Below are 20,284 nucleotides of genomic sequence, written 5' to 3'. Positions count from 1 at the left end.
CTATTGTAAGAAAGAGCTTGCGCCAATTATGCATTCTTCTTCAGAATGTCTCCTTTTATGACAGGGGTGATTCTAGTCTGACGTGCTTCTTTAAAGGTCACAAATGCTTTCGTCTCTTCATCCCATAGTCTGAATTTCATCGACTCAATACTAGTCTTTAACGTGATGGTTGGCACATTTTTAAGTGGTTCACTGTGTTCATGGGCATGTTCTAAATGATAATTCGGTACCCTCGGGCTTAAATGATGGACATGGTGGTAACCAATATTGCCTGTTAACCATTGAAGAAGTTTTGGCAATTTGTAAAAAGAACTGCCTTCTACAGCTGCCTGCACATAATTCCAATGTTCATCTGCTTCAAAGTAAGAATCTTCAAATGTATGCTGCACATAAAACAACCATACACCGATTGATCCTGAGATCAGGAAGATTGGACCTTGGACAAGCAGGAACTCCTGCCAGCCAAAAAGAAGACACGTTGCAGTTGCTAGCGCAATGATGCTCACGTTTGTGAAATACGTGTTCCAGCGCTCTTTTTTACGAGCATTTTTGACGTTGAAACGGTTTTTTAAGAGAAAAACAAAGATCGGTCCTAAAATAAACATCACAAAAGGATTACGGTAAAATCTGTAGCGAAATTTCGTCCAAGCTGATGCTTCTTGATATTCTTTGACTGTCAGGAGCCAAATGTCGCCAGTACCTCGTTTGTCTAGATTACTGCTTGTGGCATGGTGAATTGAATGATCTCTTTGCCATTGAAGATAAGGGAAAAGGGTGAGTACGCCCGTTACAAAACCGAACAGGTGATTCAGCGGCTTCTGTTTAAAAAAGGATTGATGGCAGCAGTCGTGAAAAATAATAAAGACACGTACTAAAAAACCAGCTGCAATAACCGCAAAGAAGAGGGTTAAAAGGTAGGAGATGTTCAGGCTATAATAGGCAAGAAACCAAAGCCCCAAAAATGGAATGAATGTATTAAAGAGTTGAATGATACTTTTTTTCGAATTAGCACCAGAGAATTGGCCAACTTGTTTTCTTAAAGTGGCTTGCTGCTGTGTGTTTGTTGAAGTCGTCATGAACGTTCAAGTCCTTTCCGTTTCTTTCTACTTCAAAGTATAGAAGGAAAGGTGTCATGCTCATAGTAGCACCCATCATGTATTCAATATGACATTTGTCATGTTGGACGCGGGAAAGGCTGATGGTTCAAGGGTTGTAAGCTTATTTTATTTTAAATAAAAAAAGTAAAGGCGCTTAGCCTTCACTTTTTATGCACGTGCTTCATGTACTTTTAACTGCTTGCCTTTAATCGTTGTGTGCCGCATGGCTTTTAGCACAAGAGGGCCTTTGCCATTTAAAATATCTACATATGTTTTCGTTTCCTGAATGGTAATAATCCCAATGTCATCAAACGCAACTCCGTCTATTTTGGCGATCGTTCCAACGAAATCAACTGCCCGGAGTTTCTTTTTCTTCCCGCCATTAAAATACAGCTTCATAATATCTTTTTCTATGCCGGCCTGCTTATTTTCCTTTTGAATCGGTGTTTCAATTTTTTCTTCAAAGCTTGCCACATGCTGTTCTGCTTCTTCTTTTGTAGGATAAGGCTGAATTTGAAAATGAATGCCAGCTTCCTCTTTTAATTCTTCAATGAGCGGCTGCCCGTGCCTTGTCATAAACGCAATCGTTTTTCCGCTTTTACCCGCTCTGCCAGTTCTTCCAGTCCGGTGAATGTAGCGTTCTTTTTCATATGGCAAGTCGTAATGAATGACATGTGTCATATCACTGACATCAATTCCTCGGGCTGCAATATCTGTTGCGATCAAATAACGGAATTCCCCGTTTTTAAATTCATCCATGACGGCAAAGCGGTCTTCCTGCCTCATCCCGCCATGAATCTTATCGCAAGGAACATCCCACTCATCTAGCTTCATCGTCAGCTCATTCACTCGCTCCTGCGTATTGCAAAAAATGATACAGCTATCTGGATTTTCAATGACAATCGTTCGTTGAAGTAATGAAAACTTGCCTTCTTCCTCGGTTTCAATCAACGTGTGGGTGATTTGCTGCTTCGTCGTTTCCTCCCGAGCAATCTCTATCACTTTTGGCGATTGTAAAAACTGCTCACTCAAATCCTTCATTTCATCAGACATCGTCGCTGAAAATAACATCGACATCCGCTTTGGCGGCAGATGCTGAATAATAGAAGAGACTTGATCAATAAATCCCATGTTCAGCATTTCGTCTGCTTCATCTAACACGAAAAATGACAGATTGTCTAAAGAAAGTGTCCCTTTTTCAAGGTGATCCAATATTCGTCCTGGCGTTCCGCACACAATGTGGTTCTTTTGTGCAAGCTCTATTTTTTGTGCTTGAAATGGAGCTTTACCGTAAATGGCGGCCGCTTTGATTCGTTTAAATCGTCCGAGACTGGTCAGATCCTGTTTGACCTGCATGGCAAGTTCTCTTGTTGGGACGAGGATGAGGGCTTGAGGTTTATTCTCAGCCCAATCCACCATTTCACAAATTGGCAGACCGTAGGCTGCTGTTTTGCCACTGCCTGTCTGAGATTTGACAATGAGGTCCTGCTTTGAAAAAGCAACGGATAATGTCTCGTGCTGAACAGGTGTAGGTGTATGGAAATGAAGCGCTTCTAGCGCTTGTTTCAATTCATCGCTTAATGGATATTGATCAAAATGTTGTAATGGCATCGTGTTCTCCTTTTCGTACATGTATACTTGTGACATCATACCATATCTTTTCAAAGACACCATGACCTTGAATGAAAAGGCATGAAAAAAAGCCCCGTAAAGGAGCTTGTCAATGATTAAAGGAATCTGCGTTTTACTTTTTCCCAATAGGAGTTATCTTTTAATTTGACCGTTTTGATCACTTTACCAGAAAGGCCAATATCAATTTGTTTGACATGTTTTGTACCTAGCGCTTCGTTATCAAGACCGATAATCGGATGGTCGTTACCGTCCTGAACAACCTTTAGTGTCAGCTTGCGATCACTGCTTAAAATGAAAGGAGCTCCAAGTGTACGGTATGAGTTGTTATTCAGTGATGCCAGCTCGGTTACTTGCATACACGGAAGCATCGGATCCACCACGGCGCCGTTGACAGATTTATTGTAGGCCGTTGAACCGGTCGGAGTGGAAATAATCATCCCGTCGCCTCTAAAGGTTTCAAAATGGAAATCATCTATATACACATCGATGACAAATGTTTTAATGATGCTAGAGCGGATCGACAGTTCGTTTAAACAATGGAACTGGTTTGTACTGTCAACGCTTACATCGATGATCGGATATTTTCTCACTTCAATTTGTTCAGTGTTCATGGCATCAATCATTTTATCAAAATGTTCTAACGAAAAATCGCAGTATAGGTGCGAATTCTCTGTTTTTGATACCCCTACATACAAGCAGTCATCCCGGAAGTTCGTTTTGCGGACCGCTTGAAGAAATGTACCATCTCCACCAATTGAAGCAATGATATGGGCATCTTCTGCACGCTTTACGACGTGAAAGCCTTGATCGGTAGCGAGCTTCTCCAGAGAAGAAATGTGTCCATCCAATTCATGATCTTTTTTGTAAAAGAAAAATACATTGCGACGATTGTCTGTCATTGACGTTCTCCCCTTTGTTGTCAAAAATAGATTTCGAGTAGTAAAGGGCTTACATAAAAACCCTTGCTCACATTTTACACTTTTTTCATATGAAAGTAAAAATATTAGAAAGACGCTTCATCATGATAGAGGCTTCCATTTGAGAAATGAGTCATTGTAAGTGATTAGACAACGCTGACTTTGAGCATAATTTAATAGCTCATTTTGGAGGCTAGAGAGGTCTGGGCGTTTCGTTGTGGAGATGATCTGAGCTATTAGATGTAGGAAGAGGATAAAATAACCAATTTTTCGTCATGATGAGCAAATGATAGAAGATGTAAAGTTGATCGTCATTTCACATCGGTGCTATCATATGTTGAAATGAAATGTAAAAAAACCACAGTTCCTGTGAAACATTTCATGTGTGTGTTCGTATGAACGAAGTGAGACAAAAAGGAGGAGAAAGAAATGAATGCGAAAAGATGGGTAGCCTTAATCATTGCACTTGGTGTTTTCGGCTTTTCGATTGTGATTAGTATCACGACGGCCTTGTATGAAAGCTTCAATGATAATAAGATGAGCTATCAATTCGGGGACGAAATCGAAGAAAAGGTACTAGAGGATGGCAGCGGAGCGAGTAAAATTGCTGTACTTGAGATTAATGGTACGATTCAAGATAACGGTGGTGCATCCAGCCTTTTAGGCGGGGAAGCATATGATCATCGTGCGTTCTTAAAAGAATTAGATAAAGCAAAAGACGATGCGTCTGTGAAAGGTGTCTTGCTGCGCGTTAACTCTCCTGGCGGCGGTGTCTATGAAAGTGCTGAAATACATAAAAAATTAGAAGAAGTAAAGAAAGCGAAGAAGCTAATTTATGTTTCTATGGGTTCAATGGCGGCTTCTGGTGGCTATTATGTATCCACTCCAGCGAAAAAAATCTTTGCTTCACCTGAAACGTTAACAGGCTCTCTCGGGGTCATCATGCAAAGTTTGAATTATGCAAAGCTGGCAGATAATTTAGGCATTAAATATGAAACCATTAAAAGTGGAAAATTCAAAGACATCATGTCACCAAATCGTGATATGACAAAAGATGAGCGCGACATCATGCAAAGCATGGTTGACAACTCTTATGAAGGTTTTGTGAAAGTCATCTCAGAAGGACGCGGCATGTCTAAGCAGGACGTCAAGAAAATTGCTGACGGCCGGGTATATGACGGAACACAGGCGAAATCGAACGGATTAGTGGATGAGCTTGGTTACTATGAAGATGCACTAAAAGCAATGAAGAAAAATGAAAAAGGCCTAAAAGGAGCAAAGGTTATCAGCTATTCACAAAGCTTCGGCTGGAACTCTCTCTTCAATATGAGTGCAAGCAAGCTCTTTAAAAGCGAAATTGATTTTCTGAACTTAAAAGAAACACTGGCTGGCTCAAATGGGTCTAAACCGATGTATCTCTATTCAAAATAAAGGAGGGATCATAGATGGATTCTACATTCGATGAAGTAACGGAAAGTCGCAGCCAAGAGGGAGAATCAAGGCCGACTCTTGCGAAGCGCACTTCAATTGAAGCGCAGGCTTTTGCAGGTTTCTGGATTAGATTTTGGGCATTTATCCTAGATTGGCTCGTCGTATGGGGTGTTAACCATTTGACGGTTTCTCCAATCTTTAGTCTCTTTGGCTGGTCAAAAGGTGGAGGTTGGTTTTCCCCATTTTCCGTCACAACGACAATTGTCTTTCTGCTTTATTTTGCGATCATGACGAAGATTTTCCAACAAACACTTGGAAAGATGGTGTTTGGAATCAAAGTCGTCTCACTTCAGCCGGAGAAGAAGCTGCCATGGGATGTCATTTTCTTTAGAGAAATTGTGGGGCGATATATTAATACGCTTTTTGTTCTCTATGCTGTGGTTGGGTTCACGCCGAAAAAGCAAGGGGTTCATGACTACTTTGCAGATACGGTGGTTGTTCATGAACATTTATATGAAAAAACAGAATCAAACGCATAATCAAAGAGAGTTTGGCCGGGTACCGGTCAAACTCTTTTTTTGGTGATTGGGTATAAAATCCAGAAGGAGAGCCATAATCGTAGAGGAAGCATCATTTGTTATGGAGGAAGTGAGCACAGTGCTGTACGTTTGGATCGCAGCTTTTTTGTTCCTTGTGATCTTATTGATCTTTATGAAAGTGACCATTTCACTGGACTATTCACATGCAAATGACAATGACCATATTGCGGTGAAGATCATCACGTTATATGGAATCGTCAGACTGAAGAAAGACATTCCGATGGTGAAAGTGAATACGGAAGATCAAACGATTGATATTCGTGAAAAGAAAATGGCCAGCACCAAAACGCCGAGTCACGAAAAAGAAACCATGCATAAAAAAGTGGGAAAACGTGATGTGAAGGAAATCCTTCATCAAATGGAGCGTATTACAAAAGAGATTGTCGATCTAAATCGGATCATGCGAAAGTTCTTCATTCATATAAAAATCGTCTCATTTCACTGGTCCACATGGATTGGTTTTCATGACGCAGCTTTAACAGGTGTAGCAGCCGGTGGTGTGTGGTCAGTCAAAGGAGCACTTCTTGCCTTTATGCAGGAGCACCTCACCTTTAAGCACAAACCCGTCTATGAAGTGATTCCCGCTTTTCAGCACAAAGTATCACAGACACACTTTGCATGTATAGCTTATTTTCGGATTGGACATGCTATGCTTGCAGCCATTCGATTACTTGTCCATTGGTTAAAAGGGAGAAAGGCGAGAAAGAATGCCTCTCTTCAAGCAACGAAGAATGAATCATCTGTTTAAGGAGGAACCCGAAAATGGCAGATCATCCAATCCAAGGTCTGATGAAGACAGCGATGGAAAACTTAAAAGAAATGATTGATGTGAACACGATCATCGGCGATCCAGTCGAAACCCCTGACGGCAGTGTCATTCTCACTGTGTCAAAGGTTGGTTTTGGATTTGCAGCCGGCGGCAGTGAATTCAACGGTAACCAAAAGAAAGAAAAACGGTCTGATGAACAAGAACGAAAAGAACCGAGACTCCCATTTGGAGGCGGAAGCGGTGGGGGAGTATCGATTACACCAATCGCCTTTTTAATTGTGGGAACAAATGGCGTACGAATGCTTCATTTGGATGAACACACACATCTGCTCGATAAAATATTGGATTCTGCTCCTCAAGCAATTGAACGTCTTCAGCACATGTTTAAGAAGGATGAACGGGAGCATCGTCACAAAGAACGAAAACTAGATGACATAGACCTTTAAAAAGTTAGCTGCCCTGCAGTTAACTTTTTTTTCAAAATGGACGATTAGGCTTTGCAGTTTTTTGCTTTCTCTACTATGATAGAACCATACATTTGATAAGGGAGGAATTGTTTTGGCATCGATCACATTTAAAGGGAGCCCAGTAACGCTTGTAGGAAATGAAGTGAAAGTAGGCGAGCAGGCTCCAGATTTCACGGTATTAACGAACTCACTAGGGGAAGTTTCACTTTCTGATTTAACAGGAAAAGTGACGATTATCTCAGTGATTCCTTCTATTGATACAGGTGTGTGTGACGCACAAACAAGACGTTTCAATGAAGAGGCAGCCGGCTTAGGTCCGGTCAATATTTATACCATTAGTGCAGACCTACCATTTGCACAAGCACGCTGGTGCGGAGCAAACGGAATTGAAAATGTCGAAACATTATCTGATCATAGAGATATGTCATTTGGTGAAGCGTTTGGTTTATATATGAAAGAATTGCGTTTATTGGCGCGTGCGGTCTTCGTATTAGACCCAAGCGGAAAAGTCGTTTACACTGAGTATGTAAGCGAAGCAACCAATCATCCAAATTATGAAAAAGCCATTGAGGCTGCGAAATCACTGTTATAAAAGCAGCATCGACAAGAGCTCCGGCTTCATACTGGGGCTCTTTTCAATGAGAACATATAGCTTTTAACAAAGCGAGGAGAGAAAAGCATTGCAGAAAGATCAAGTGAGTACGATTTTTGAGCTGCTCGATACAGCTTCAATTCGTTTAAAAAAGGAACAGAACATTTCCTATATTGAAGCATTGGCAGAAGCAGGAGAAGCCTTTTTCCAGTCAAATGATCGAAACGGTTTACTAAAAGATTTAATAGAGAAAGCAGATTTCGCCTCTTATGATCATGAGCAGATTCGTAAAGCGTTTCAGCTCGCCGTACTGAAAGGACAAAAAGATATTTCACATCCAAACCGGCAGATGACACCTGATACAATTGGTCTGTTTGTCAGCTATTTGGTCAATAAATTTTTAGAAGGACAAAAAGAGCTGGTTGTCTTTGATCCAGCAGCAGGAACAGGGAATTTACTGCTTGCGGTCCTCAACAATGTAACAGCAGAAACAAAACGTGGTTTTGCCTCTGAAATTGATGACGTGCTCATTAAAATTGCGTGGGCACAAGCGAACTTAGAAGAAAAAGAAGTAGAGCTTTTCCACCAGGACAGCCTTGAGCCGCTTCTTATCTCACCAGCAGATGTTGCTGTATGCAGTCTTCCTGTCGGGTATTATCCAAATGATGAGCGCGCTAAAGACTATGAATTAAAGGCAAAAGAAGGTCATTCCTTTGCGCATTATTTATTCATTGAGCAAAGTCTTCGTTACACGAAAGAAGGCGGCTTCTTATTCTTCATTATTCCAAACGATTTGTTTGAAGGAAAAGAAAGCGTACAATTAAAGGATTTCATCAAAGAACATGCATATATGAATGCGTTAATTCAGCTGCCAGTCTCTATGTTCAAAGACAAAAAGCATGCAAAAAGCTTATTTGTGATGCAAAAGAAAAAAGAGGGGCTCGAAGCACCGAAACGTATGCTATTTGCCAATCTGCCATCTTTCTCACAGAAGGAAGCAATGGTTGGCGTCATGAGAAAATTAGACCAATGGTTTATAGAAGAAAAAGAAACGAAAGAATAGCCAGAGTGATGTCTGGCTATTTTATTATTCAGAAAATAACGACTTATTGATGTAAGCGGTAACAGTTCGAAGGTGTACTTGAAATGCAAAGTTTTCAATGTTTAAATGAAAAAGTCAGATATTTTTCGGACTTATCGTTAAACTATAAAAGACCCGTTCAAACAGGTTGAATATAGCACCGAAAAAACGTGAAACCTTATATAACAACTGAGTAAAAGGAGCGACAGTAATGTCCAAAATTATTGCAATCAACGCAGGAAGCTCATCTCTTAAATTCCAATTGTTTGACATGCCAGAAGAAACCGTTTTAACAAAAGGTCTTGTTGAAAGAATCGGAATGGACAACAGTATCTTCACGATTTCTGTAGATGGAGAAAAGAAAACAGAAGTCAAAGATATTCCAGATCATGCAGTAGCGGTTAAAATGCTGCTTGAAAAACTAATTGAATTTAACATCATCAAAGACTTTAATGAAATTGATGGCGTAGGACACCGCGTCGTTCACGGCGGAGAAAAATTCAGCGATTCTGTTGTTTTAACAGATGAAGTCATCAATGACATTGATCAGCTTTCAGAGCTTGCACCACTTCACAACCCTGCAAACGTTGTAGGAATCAAAGCATTCAAACAAATTCTGCCTGACGTACCAGCGATTGCTGTGTTCGATACAGCGTTCCACCAAACAATGCCAGAGCAGTCTTACCTATACAGCCTTCCGTACGACTACTATAAAAACTTTGGTATTCGTAAATACGGATTCCACGGGACAAGCCATAAGTTCGTAACAGAGCGTGCAGCAGAGCTATTAGGCCGTCCTCTTGAAGAGCTTCGTTTGATTTCTTGCCACCTTGGAAATGGTGCAAGTATCGCAGCAGTTGAAGGCGGAAAATCAATCGATACGTCAATGGGCTTCACACCACTTGCGGGTGTTGCAATGGGAACACGTTCAGGTAACATTGACCCTGCCCTTATTCCATTTATTATGGAGAAAACAGGACATACAGCTGAAGAAGTACTTTCTACTTTGAATAAGAAGAGTGGTCTTTTAGGTGTGTCTGGTCTTTCAAGTGATCTTCGTGATATCGAAGAAGCGACAGAAGAAGGAAACGACCGTGCTGAAGTAGCACTAGATATTTTTGCAAGCCGTATTCACAAATACATCGGTTCTTATGCAGCGAGAATGAATGGTGTAGATGCCATCATCTTCACAGCTGGAATCGGTGAAAACAGCTCAGAAGTGAGAGCACGTGTACTTCGTGGTCTAGAATTCATGGGCGTATATTGGGATCCATCTCTTAACAACATGAGAGGCGAAGAAGCATTCATCAGCTACCCTCACTCTCCTGTAAAAGTCATCGTGATTCCAACGAACGAAGAAGTTATGATTGCAAGAGACGTTATGCGTTTAGCGTAACATCCTTTTGAAGCTCTTTTCCTCAGCGGAAAAGGGCTTTTTTCTATTGAAATCAGCATGCTATAATGTGAGGCAATATGAAAGGAGCGGTGTGAAGAGATGAGCGCCCAAGAACATAAACGTGAAGCGAAAACGAGGCTTCATGTAAAAGTCATTACCGTCAGTGATACAAGGACAAAAGAAACAGATAAAAGCGGCCGTCTGATGATTGATTTGCTCAAGGAACAAGGGCATCTTATTCTTGCATACGATATTGTGAAAGATCATATTGGGGCGATTCAAGACGCCGTTTTAGAAGGAACAAGCGAAGCGAAGATTGATGCCGTCTTGTTAAACGGGGGAACTGGTATTGCAGCAAGGGACGTCACGATTGAATCCATTACACCTCTTTTCTCAAAAGAGCTGCCGGGCTTTGGAGAAATTTTTCGCATGCTGAGCTATTCAGAAGATATTGGATCAGCCGCTATCTTATCTAGAGCGACGGCAGGGGTGATTAACCAAAAAGCCGTTTTTGCCACACCAGGCTCTACCGGAGCAGTTCGGTTAGCCATGACCAAACTCATTATTCCAGAGCTTCCTCATGTCTTGCGAGAGCTTGAAAAAGATCAAAAATAGCCCAAAATGACTCTGCCAAGAAAATTTGGCAGAGTTTTTTTCATAAAGGGGTTGAAAAAACAATTTTTCCTTGTTACAGTGTATACATACTAAATGCATGTTTATAAATTAAAACTTATTTTTATGCAAAAAACATTCACAGAATCAAAACAAGCGAGAGGAGCTTTTCAAACATGTCACAAAATAAAAAAGTCGTATTAGCATATTCCGGAGGTCTTGATACCTCTGTTGCAGTTAAATGGTTACAGGAGCAAGGTTACGAAGTTGTTGCTTGCTGCCTGGACGTAGGTGAAGGAAAAGATTTAGCATTCGTTCAACAAAAAGCACTTCAAGTCGGAGCTGTTCAATCTTACATGATCGACGCAAAAGAAGAGTTTGCTGAAGAATTTGCACTTGCTGCACTGCAAGCACACACGATGTATGAAGGGAAATACCCGTTAGTATCTGCACTATCTCGTCCGCTCATTGCCAAAAAATTAGTGGAAGTCGCAGAGAAAGAAAATGCCGTAGCCGTTGCACACGGATGTACAGGGAAAGGAAACGACCAAGTTCGTTTTGAAGTATCAATCAAAGCATTGAATCCAGACCTAGAAGTTCTTGCACCAGTGCGTGAATGGAAATGGTCTCGTGATGAAGAAATCGACTATGCACAAAAGCACGGTATTCCAATTCCGATTAACTTAGATAGCCCATATTCAATCGACCAAAACCTTTGGGGCAGAAGTAACGAATGTGGTATTTTAGAAGATCCTTGGGCAGCGCCGCCAGAAGGTGCTTATGATCTGACAAATCCACTTGAAAAAACACCTGACACACCTGAAATCATTGAAATCACGTTTGAAAAAGGAAAACCAACAGCGATTGACGGAATCCAGTATTCATTATCTGATCTGATCCTTCATTTAAATGAAGTTGCTGGCCAGCATGGTGTAGGCAGAATCGATCATGTTGAAAACCGTCTTGTTGGAATCAAATCTCGTGAAGTGTATGAGTGCCCAGGTGCAGTTACCCTATTAAAAGCACACAAAGAACTTGAAGACTTAACGCTTGTTAAAGAAGTAGCACACTTTAAGCCAATCGTTGAACAAAAAATGGCTGAATTAATATACAACGGCTTATGGTTCTCACCACTTAAATCAGCGCTAGATGCATTCTTACAAGAAACGCAAAAGAACGTAACAGGTGTTGTACGTGTGAAACTATTTAAAGGCCATGCCATTGTAGAAGGACGTAAATCACCATATTCACTTTATGATGAAAATCTAGCAACTTACACAAAAGCAGATGAATTCGATCATGATGCAGCTGTAGGATTTATTAACCTTTGGGGTTTACCAACAAAAGTAAACAGCATCGTGAATAAAAAGGAGCAGGTTAAAGCATGAAAAAGCTTTGGGGAGGCCGATTTCAAAAAACACCAGAAAAATGGGTCGATGAGTTTGGTGCATCCATTCATTTCGACAAACAATTAGTCAAAGAAGATCTGACCGGCTCCCTTGCCCATGCAAGTATGCTGAATAAATGCGGTATCATCGGCGATGAGGAGGCCGCTGCAATCAAAGACGGACTGAATACGCTCATGAAAAAGGCAGAGGCGGATGAACTTGAATTCTCAGTGGATTATGAGGACATTCATTTAAACCTTGAAAAAATGCTCATTGATGAGATTGGTCCGCTTGGCGGCAAATTGCACACAGCGAGAAGCCGGAATGATCAGGTCGCAACCGATATGCATTTATATTTGAATAACCAAGTAGAGCATATCATTGAGCTGATCTCTTCTTTTCAAACAGTGCTTGTAGAAAAAGCTGAACAGCACGTTGAAACAATTTTTCCAGGATATACGCACTTACAGCGTGCACAGCCTATTTCCTTTGCCCATCATATGCTTGCCTACTTTTGGATGCTTGAGCGGGACAAAGCGCGTTTTCAAGATTCATTGAAGCGGATTAATGTGTCACCACTTGGATGCGGGGCGTTAGCAGGAACGACATTCCCAATTGATCGTGAATATACAGCAGAGCTTCTTGGCTTTGACCATATTTACGAGAACAGCCTTGATGGCGTGAGTGATCGTGATTTCATTTTAGAGTTCTTGTCCAATAGCAGCCTTGTGATGATGCATCTCTCACGTCTTTGTGAGGAAATCATTTTATGGTGTTCTCAAGAATTCAAATTCATTGAGCTCGATGACACGTACGCAACAGGCAGCAGCATGATGCCGCAAAAGAAAAACCCGGATATGGCTGAATTGATCCGCGGAAAAACAGGGCGGGTATATGGCAACCTGATGGGGCTGCTCACCATTATGAAAGGCTTGCCGCTTACGTATAACAAAGATTTGCAAGAAGATAAAGAAGGCATGTTTGATACGGTGAAAACGATCGCTGGCAGCCTGCAAATCTTCACAGGCATGATTCAAACAATGACAGTGAACGAAGATGTCATGAAAAAAGCAACAAAAGAAGATTTCTCAAATGCGACCGAAGTGGCAGACTACCTTGCGAAAAAAGGCATGCCATTCCGTGAAGCACACGAAATCGTTGGAAAGCTTGTGTATACATGCATTCAAAAAGGCATCTATTTAAGTGACCTTCCATTTGAAACATTTACAGAAGCAAGCGGCCTCTTTGAACAAGACATTTACACTGTTCTTGATCCGTATGTTGCTGTTGAAAAAAGAACAAGTGCAGGTGGAACTGGATTCAAACAAATTCAGCTCGCTTTAGAAAAAGCAAAAGCCTGCCTAGCATAATTCGCCAAAACCATTCGTTTATACGGATGGTTTTTTGTCATGGGAAAAAGGAGATTGATCTTCACTGGAGAAAAGGAAAGCATACCAGTGTCAAGCTGAATAAGGAGTGACAACAGTTCATGAAGAAAACGCTTCAGGCTTTGTTTGATCAGCCTATCGTATCAGTGAAAACGTTAGGAGAACCATACGATGGCCGGGCTAATGATGTGTGGCTGATTTCCTTACAAGACCAAACGGAATATGTAGTGAAATCTCCAAAAACTGCAAGAGAAGAAAGTGAATTTGTGTATGGGATCAACTTGATTTATGGAGTAGATGCCCGTAATGTACAGGAGCATCTTGATGAAATCAATGAAAAGCTGGCTCATACGAATTCCTTTCATATTCCGAAAGTTGTTCGTAAAGTGAAGAAGGCGGGGAAACACTTTTATGTCATGGAAAAAGTAGAAGGAATCCCTTTAACATCTTTTGAGGGCCGTTCAGCACAATTCTATAGGGATTACGGGAGGAAACTAGCGCATCTTCATTCATATCAAACTAACTTTTTCGGTGCAGTATACGGGGGAGAAAAGAGACATTTGAGAGAATTCCATGCGCTGTTAAAAAAGGCAGTTTCCAAACTTATCAGCCGCTATTACGCTGATCAGCCTGAATATCAGGATTATGCAGAAAAGGTGCAGCAAAAGCTTGAAAAGCTAAGTCCTCCTGATGCAGCCAGTCTCATTTTAATTGATTTAGACCCATCACAATATATTGAAGAAGATGATCAAGTGACGAGTCTAGTTGATACGGAATATGTCGTATTTGGACCAGCTGCGTTTGATTTGATTGCACTCGAATACCTTTTGACGAAAGAAGCTGCACAAGCGGTTCAATTAGGGTATGAAGAGATTTGCCCGCTTCCTCGTCAGCTTCATGAGGTAAGAGAATGCTATCGGTTTGTTTCACTGCTTCTCGATATCCATGGTTCATGGGATATGAAAAAGTGGATGAATCACCCTATACGTTTTTCCCCTCACTGTTAAAGGGTTCAAAAGTGCGAAGGGAGCCGGTTTATAGTAAAGTAAAGATAACAAAAGAAACACATGAACTTGCAACCTTTGCTTTAGGAGGAGATTGTGTGCGACACGCATTAATAACAGCGGGTTCTAAAGGACTTGGCAGGAAAGTCACCGAGTCTTTACTGAATATGGGGTATTCTGTGACAGTCAATTATCGAAGTGATGATGAAGCTGTCCGGCAGATGAAAGAAGAACTGCAAGAATACGAAGAAAAGATTCAATTTGTCCAAGGCGATGTGACAAACAAAGAAGATTTAAAAAACATGGTCGAGCTGGCAGCAGAGCGATTTGGGCGGATTGATGCCTTGATCAATAATGCTGGACCTTATATTTTTGAACGAAAAAAACTTGCGGATTACTCTGAAGACGAATGGTATCAAATGATGGAAGGCAACCTATCCGCAGTGTTCCATTTGTTCCGAATGGTGATCCCTATGATGAGAAAACAAGGCTTTGGCCGGATTATCACATATGGCTTCCAAGGAGCAGACCATGCGCCAGGCTGGATGCACAGATCAGCCTTTGGAGCGGCAAAAGTGGGCCTTGCGTCATTAACGAAAACCATTGCGATTGAAGAAGCCGAAAACGGCATCACCGCTAATATGGTGTGTCCAGGCAAAATCGTTGGAGACATGAAAGAATCAACGATAGAGGAAGCACGTCAGATAAAAGACGATGAAACACCGATTGGTCGGTCTGGGACAGGTGAGGATATCGGTCGTATCATTTCATTTCTATGTGATGACCGTTCAGACCTCATTACAGGAACCGTCATTGAAGCAACAGGTGGTCTTAATGTGATTCACAGGCACTAAGTTTTTCAGCTTTTTATAGAGGGAATAGACAAAATGAGATCAAATTCGAAAGGTGGATATATTTACATGAAAGCTACATATCATGGACATTCAGTCGTACACATTGAAACAAACGGATACCATATTTGGATTGATCCATTTTTAAATGGAAATAAGCACACGGATATCAAACCGCAAGATGTGAAAGCAGATGTGATTTTGCTCACGCACGGGCATGGAGATCACGTCGGAGACACGATTGAAATCGCTAAAAACAATGACGCACTCGTGATTGCGCCATTCGAACTTGCCACTTATTTAGGCTGGCAAGGGGTGAAAACGCACCCGCTTTCTATAGGCGGCGGACGTGAATTTGAATTTGGTAAAGTCAAACTGACGCAAGCGTTCCATGGCTCAGCGGTCATTGATGAAGAATCCAAAACGATTACGTATACAGGTATGCCATCCGGTATTTTATTTACTGCTGAAGGCAAAACAATTTATCATGCTGGAGACACGGCTCTCTTCTCGGATATGAAACTCATTGGGGAGCTGAATCATATTGAGCTCGCCTTCCTGCCAATAGGTGATAACTTCACGATGGGACCAGACGATGCGAGAATCGCAGCAGAGTGGCTTCGTGCGAAACAAGTCGTACCGATTCATTACAGTACATTCCCGCCGATTGAGCAAGATCCTCATGCCTTTGCAGACAGCTTGCATGGCGGCGTGGGTCACGTATTAAACAGCGGAGAATCCATCGATATTTAATAATAGGAAGAAAAGCCGGCATCCAACCGGCTTTTTTTATTTGCCTGTATCGTGCTCGTGTAAAAGACAAATTGCTATTAAAAGCCTCCTGCCTTTATAATGAAATATAGATGAAAACGCTGAAAACAAAAAGGGTGAACGGGATTGGCGACAAAGCATGAGCAAATTTTATCGTATATTGATTCATTAGATGTCGGAGAGAAAATTTCTGTCCGGCGTATAGCGAAAGAAATGAAAGTCAGTGAAGGCACGGCTTACCGGGCTATTAAGGATGCTGAAAATAAAGGGTTCGTGAGCACCATTGAACGAGTCGGTACCATTCGAATTGAACAGAAGAAAAAAGAAAATATTGAAAAGCTGACATATGCGGAAGTGGTCAATGTCATTGATGGCCAGGTGCTTGGTGGACGAGCTGGCTTACATAAAACGTTAAATAAATTTGTCATCGGTGCAATGGAACTGGATGCAATGATGCGTTACACAGCAGCAGGCAACCTGTTGATCGTAGGAAACCGAATCAATGCTCACCGGCAAGCATTAGAGGCGGGAGCGGCTGTGCTGGTCACGGGGGGATTCTCAACAGATGATGAAATTATTCAGCTCGCAGATGAGCTTGAGCTACCCATTTTATCAACAAGCTACGATACATTTACCGTAGCGGCTCTCATTAACCGGGCCATTTATGACCAGTTGATTAAAAAAGAAATTGTGCTTGTGGAGGATATTTTAACGCCGATAGAACGGACCGTCTATTTATCGCCAGAAGACAAACTTGAGAAATGGTATGAAAAGAATTATGAAACCGGGCACGGCCGGTTCCCGGTAGCAGACGATCAAATGAAAATACACGGCATTTTGACCTCAAAAGATATTGCAGGCCATGACCGTTCTACACCGATTGAAAAGGTGATGACAAAAAATCCGCTGACCGTTATTGGCAAAACATCTGTCGCTTCAGCTGCACAAATGATGGTGTGGGAAGGTATTGAGGTGCTGCCAGTTGTAAATGATCATGCGAAGCTGATTGGGATGATTAGCCGTCAGGACGTGCTGAAGGCGCTGCAAATGATTCAAAAGCAGCCGCAGGTCGGTGAAAAGCTGGATGATGTCGTGTCACGAGGATTTAAGGAGACTGAGACAGAAAAACCAAAAACAGATGCGGTGTACCAATATGAAGTCTCACCACAAATGACAAATCAGCTCGGCAATATTTCGTATGGTGTGTTTACACAAATTTTAATCGAATCAGCCAACCGCTTCTTAAAGTCTCATAAAAAAGGCGAGCTAATTGTAGAGAGTCTTTCTGTCTATTTCTTAAAACCGGTTCAAATGGAATCCACGATACAGATCAAACCGAATATTTTAGAAGTTGGGCGCAAGTTTGGAAAGCTGGAAGTGGAAGTTTACCATCAGTCAAATATTGTAGGCAAAGCGATGTTGATGGTGCAGCTGATGGAGAGAGGATAATAGGCAAAAAAGGGCGGCATGAATGCGCCCTTTCAGCGTGTAAACAAACCCTCGTATTCTTTATCAGTCCTGCGTGCTGGTGCTCACGAATGTGACATTCGCTCCGCGCCAGTACTCCTCCTTCCTAGGGCTGCAAAGGTTTTCTATCACGCTGAAAAGAAGAGAAAGGGCTAAAATAAAGTTCATTTTAGCCCTTTCTCTATTATGCGTGGTCTTTTTCGCCTTCCTTTAAAAAGAGCGGAAGATAGTGCTTATAGGCTTTATATCCGGCCCATGTACTGCCGATACCAACTGCAACAAAAACAAACCCAATGACAAATGCGAGTGACGAGCGGTTTAAAAATAATTGATTCACACCGAAGAGCAGGACAAAGCAGCCAAGTGCCATACTTGATTTGGCAGACCAGAATTTCTTTTCGACCGGCCGGTTCGTACGGACATTCTTTGCTTTGTAATATAAATAAAACATGGCAGAACAAATAATAAACACAATCAAAACAAGCATGTGCCAAGCCTCCATTGTAAGTGGTTACAACCCTATTTTAAACGTAAATAGGCTTGCTTACTAGAATAAATTGTCTATTCCTCACTTTTCTGTCTGGGTAGATTATGATTTAATAATAAAAAGAGTATCGCATAAGAAGGAGTATTTATGAAAAAAGAACTGATTAGAACCATATCATTATATGACACCATCATCATTCATAGACATGTAAGACCTGATCCAGACGCATATGGATCGCAGTGCGGCCTTACGGAAATCTTGCGTGCCACCTATCCAGAAAAAAATATTTATGCGACAGGAACCCCTGAGCCATCCCTTTCATTTTTATATGAATTAGATGAGGTGCCAGATGAAGTGTACAAAGGTGCCCTTGTCATTGTCTGTGACACTGCGAATCAAGCAAGAATTGATGATCAGCGTTATTCAATGGGCGATAAGCTGATGAAAATTGATCATCATCCGAATGAAGATCCGTATGGTGATTTGCTTTGGGTTGATACAGAAGCAAGCTCTGTTAGTGAAATGATTTATGAGCTGTATTTAGAGGGGAAAGAAGAAGGATATCAGCTGAATACAAAGGCGGCAGAACTCATTTATGCCGGCATTGTAGGAGACACAGGCCGTTTCCTTTTCCCAAACACAACGAAAAAGACACTCAAATATGCAGGTGAACTCATCGAATATCCGTTTTCATCATCAGACCTTTTCAATCAATTGTATGAGACAGATTTGAATGTCGTGAAATTAAATGGCTATATTTTTCAACATATCTCCTTATCAGAGAATGGCGTAGCTTCTGTTTTTATTAAACGTGACATTTTGGAGTCGTTCCAAACAACAGCGCAGCAAGCCTCACAGCTTGTTGGAACACTTGGAAATATTGCAGGGATTAAGGCATGGGTCTTTTTTGTGGAAGAGAACGATCAGATTCGTGTGAGATTCCGCTCAAAAGGCGTCGTCATTAACACCATTGCTAAAAAATATCATGGCGGAGGTCACCCGCTTGCAGCCGGTGCGTCCATATATGATTGGGCAGTTGCAGATGAGATTTTGCGTGATTTAGAAGAAGTATGTAAATCATCATCGTGAGAGAGGGGCTTCAAGTCCCCCCTCTCTTTTTTTGTGCTTGAGAAAAGGGTTACTTGGATACAGGGATAAACCAGCAGCCGATGTCAGTTGAATCTTCATAGGCTTGGAGATTTTGATGCTTTAATTCTTTTTTAATTAAATGGGCCATCATTTCTGTCTCGGCATAAGCACACATGCCGTCTTTAATCCGGCTTGCTTTGTCTCGTGCCATTTGACGATAGCTGTAAACCTCCATTGTTCTCACCTCTTTCTTATGATCATCTCGTTCTTCTTTTAGTGTATAAAAATAACAAGTGAAAAGCGATCATTGAGTGCAGAAATTCATAAAAATTCCACATCATCTATTATTCAGCAAAGGAAATACGCACTTCAAGCGAAAGCTTAGTATAGATGGTCAGTTCGGTGACTTTGGCGCGGTATGCCTTTTCTCTAATCGTATATTCTTTATTTTCCACGGTCCGTTTTAAGAGCTCTTTTGTTTTATAGACACTTTCAATATCCTTTGTGATCACCTCAGAGATATCTTCTTTCACCTGATCTTCAAATTTCAAGGTATCTGGCTCCGGGATTTTGTACTGCTCACGGTTGACGAGGTGAACGTCTACGCTCTGAATAAGCAGACGCTGCTTATTGTCTTCATTTAATTTATGCAAATCTTCCCGATAGAGTGTGATTTGTTCTTTCAGACTGTCCATATGGTGTTGCTGGCTTCTGAGCAGTGTCACTTGCTTCTCCTGAAAGGTGCCATACGTAAAGAGAAAAATCAGCCAGCTGATAATTGCGCCGAACATCATCCCAGCAAAAAAACGCTGCCAGCCTGGACGTTTATACAGCTCAGGCACCCTCATGATGATACATGCTCCTGAGTGAGCCACGTAATCAGGAGATACCCCGTTTGCGCACCGCCCATAGCAGAGATAATGAGCAAGATCTGCTTGAAAATATCACGTGTGTTCCCTTCGAAAATCCCTCTTTCAAAACTATAGACCGCATCAAAAGTTCCACCGATTGCCGCAACAAGTGCCCAAATTTTTAAGCGGTTGGCAAGACTTGAAATAATTGATAGCGGCGGCTGACCAGATAAATATGCACCTACCCCGCCTATAATGGCACCGCCCAAAATAACCCCTAGTGCGATAAAATAACAGCTAATAAAGTTTGGAATAAAGGCTTCCTTCACATCCATTTTTCCCACCTCACTCTATTCAATATATGGCGAATGCTGGACAAGTATGAACGAGCGGAA

At 41.5% G+C, this 20,284-nt stretch carries 22 protein-coding genes; 15 read left to right on the top strand and 7 right to left on the bottom strand.

Features of this window, described 5'->3' with window-relative positions; all coding sequences use genetic code 11:
* Positions 1-26: 26 nt before the first annotated feature.
* The 3 genes from MHB38_RS13755 to MHB38_RS13745 form a co-directional block, all read right to left on the bottom strand.
* On the bottom strand, positions 27-1,076 hold the full coding sequence (locus MHB38_RS13755; protein ID WP_008343127.1) for a fatty acid desaturase: 1,050 nt from the start codon (positions 1,074-1,076) through the stop codon (positions 27-29).
* Positions 1,077-1,265: 189 nt separating this feature from the next.
* Positions 1,266-2,708 carry a DEAD/DEAH box helicase gene (locus tag MHB38_RS13750; RefSeq protein WP_017367842.1) on the bottom strand — a complete coding sequence of 481 codons (1,443 nt, stop codon included), beginning with the start codon at positions 2,706-2,708 and terminating at the stop codon, positions 1,266-1,268.
* A 116-nt stretch (positions 2,709-2,824) separates the two neighbouring features.
* Positions 2,825-3,628, bottom strand: a complete 804-nt coding sequence (locus MHB38_RS13745) for an NAD kinase (protein ID WP_008343132.1) — start codon at positions 3,626-3,628, stop codon at positions 2,825-2,827.
* Positions 3,629-4,075: 447 nt separating this feature from the next.
* Between MHB38_RS13745 and sppA the strand changes: the two genes are divergently transcribed.
* The 14 genes from sppA (at position 4,076) to MHB38_RS13675 (ending at position 17,444) form a co-directional block, all read left to right on the top strand.
* The gene (sppA, locus tag MHB38_RS13740) at positions 4,076-5,077 is read left to right on the top strand and encodes a signal peptide peptidase SppA (protein WP_341003696.1); all 1,002 of its coding nucleotides are present in this window, start codon (positions 4,076-4,078) and stop codon (positions 5,075-5,077) included.
* 14 nt (positions 5,078-5,091) lie between these two features.
* A complete protein-coding gene (locus MHB38_RS13735) occupies positions 5,092-5,616 on the top strand; it encodes an RDD family protein (protein ID WP_008343136.1) in 525 nt (174 codons plus the stop codon).
* Positions 5,617-5,716: 100 nt separating this feature from the next.
* On the top strand, positions 5,717-6,424 hold the full coding sequence (locus MHB38_RS13730; RefSeq protein ID WP_341003695.1) for a DUF2953 domain-containing protein: 708 nt from the start codon (positions 5,717-5,719) through the stop codon (positions 6,422-6,424).
* 14 nt (positions 6,425-6,438) lie between these two features.
* On the top strand, positions 6,439-6,891 hold the full coding sequence (gene ytfJ, locus MHB38_RS13725; protein WP_007501733.1) for a GerW family sporulation protein: 453 nt from the start codon (positions 6,439-6,441) through the stop codon (positions 6,889-6,891).
* Positions 6,892-7,003: 112 nt separating this feature from the next.
* On the top strand, positions 7,004-7,504 hold the full coding sequence (gene tpx, locus MHB38_RS13720; protein ID WP_007501731.1) for a thiol peroxidase: 501 nt from the start codon (positions 7,004-7,006) through the stop codon (positions 7,502-7,504).
* 88 nt (positions 7,505-7,592) lie between these two features.
* Complete coding sequence (locus MHB38_RS13715) at positions 7,593-8,567, top strand: class I SAM-dependent methyltransferase (RefSeq protein WP_008343142.1); 975 nt, start codon at positions 7,593-7,595, stop codon at positions 8,565-8,567.
* Positions 8,568-8,796: 229 nt separating this feature from the next.
* Entirely contained in the window at positions 8,797-9,981 is a 1,185-nt protein-coding gene (locus tag MHB38_RS13710; RefSeq protein ID WP_144625045.1) for an acetate kinase, read from the top strand.
* Between the two features lie 99 nt (positions 9,982-10,080).
* Positions 10,081-10,596: a MogA/MoaB family molybdenum cofactor biosynthesis protein gene (locus tag MHB38_RS13705; RefSeq protein WP_144625048.1), complete on the top strand. Its 516-nt coding sequence runs from the start codon at positions 10,081-10,083 to the stop codon at positions 10,594-10,596.
* A 173-nt stretch (positions 10,597-10,769) separates the two neighbouring features.
* The gene (locus MHB38_RS13700; protein ID WP_008343148.1) at positions 10,770-11,981 is read left to right on the top strand and encodes an argininosuccinate synthase; all 1,212 of its coding nucleotides are present in this window, start codon (positions 10,770-10,772) and stop codon (positions 11,979-11,981) included.
* Positions 11,978-13,351 (top strand): argininosuccinate lyase, encoded by a 1,374-nt coding sequence (gene argH / locus MHB38_RS13695; RefSeq protein ID WP_025207780.1) that lies wholly within the window; start codon positions 11,978-11,980, stop codon positions 13,349-13,351. The genes MHB38_RS13700 and argH overlap by 4 nt, the downstream gene beginning before the upstream one ends.
* A 119-nt stretch (positions 13,352-13,470) precedes the next feature.
* Positions 13,471-14,376, top strand: a complete 906-nt coding sequence (locus MHB38_RS13690) for a phosphotransferase (protein ID WP_236810008.1) — start codon at positions 13,471-13,473, stop codon at positions 14,374-14,376.
* Positions 14,377-14,471: 95 nt separating this feature from the next.
* Positions 14,472-15,227, top strand: a complete 756-nt coding sequence (locus tag MHB38_RS13685) for an SDR family oxidoreductase (protein ID WP_341003689.1) — start codon at positions 14,472-14,474, stop codon at positions 15,225-15,227.
* Between the two features lie 66 nt (positions 15,228-15,293).
* Positions 15,294-15,977 (top strand): metal-dependent hydrolase, encoded by a 684-nt coding sequence (locus tag MHB38_RS13680; RefSeq protein ID WP_035391153.1) that lies wholly within the window; start codon positions 15,294-15,296, stop codon positions 15,975-15,977.
* A gap of 144 nt (positions 15,978-16,121) precedes the next feature.
* Positions 16,122-17,444, top strand: coding sequence for a CBS domain-containing protein (locus MHB38_RS13675; protein ID WP_017358275.1), 1,323 nt, complete (start codon positions 16,122-16,124; stop codon positions 17,442-17,444).
* Between the two features lie 202 nt (positions 17,445-17,646).
* Here MHB38_RS13675 and MHB38_RS13670 read toward each other — a convergent pair whose 3' ends face one another.
* The gene (locus MHB38_RS13670) at positions 17,647-17,949 is read right to left on the bottom strand and encodes a YtpI family protein (RefSeq protein ID WP_008343164.1); all 303 of its coding nucleotides are present in this window, start codon (positions 17,947-17,949) and stop codon (positions 17,647-17,649) included.
* Positions 17,950-18,096: 147 nt separating this feature from the next.
* Here MHB38_RS13670 and MHB38_RS13665 point away from each other — a divergent pair, with 147 nt between their 5' ends.
* Positions 18,097-19,038: a DHH family phosphoesterase gene (locus MHB38_RS13665; RefSeq protein WP_007501719.1), complete on the top strand. Its 942-nt coding sequence runs from the start codon at positions 18,097-18,099 to the stop codon at positions 19,036-19,038.
* Between the two features lie 49 nt (positions 19,039-19,087).
* Here MHB38_RS13665 and MHB38_RS13660 read toward each other — a convergent pair whose 3' ends face one another.
* From MHB38_RS13660 to MHB38_RS13650, 3 genes are all read right to left on the bottom strand, one after another.
* On the bottom strand, positions 19,088-19,273 hold the full coding sequence (locus tag MHB38_RS13660) for a hypothetical protein (protein ID WP_008346082.1): 186 nt from the start codon (positions 19,271-19,273) through the stop codon (positions 19,088-19,090).
* Between the two features lie 109 nt (positions 19,274-19,382).
* Positions 19,383-19,886, bottom strand: a complete 504-nt coding sequence (gene ytrI, locus MHB38_RS13655) for a sporulation membrane protein YtrI (protein WP_007501718.1) — start codon at positions 19,884-19,886, stop codon at positions 19,383-19,385.
* Positions 19,883-20,224: a YtrH family sporulation protein gene (locus MHB38_RS13650; protein WP_007501717.1), complete on the bottom strand. Its 342-nt coding sequence runs from the start codon at positions 20,222-20,224 to the stop codon at positions 19,883-19,885. The genes ytrI and MHB38_RS13650 overlap by 4 nt, the downstream gene beginning before the upstream one ends.
* Positions 20,225-20,284: the final 60 nt, after the last annotated feature.

Source organism: Bacillus sp. FSL K6-3176 (assembly GCF_038003325.1).
Classification (GTDB): domain Bacteria; phylum Bacillota; class Bacilli; order Bacillales; family Bacillaceae; genus Bacillus; species Bacillus altitudinis.
Note: the sequence above shows the minus strand (reverse complement) of the source record. Positions and strands in the feature narration are given on the sequence as shown.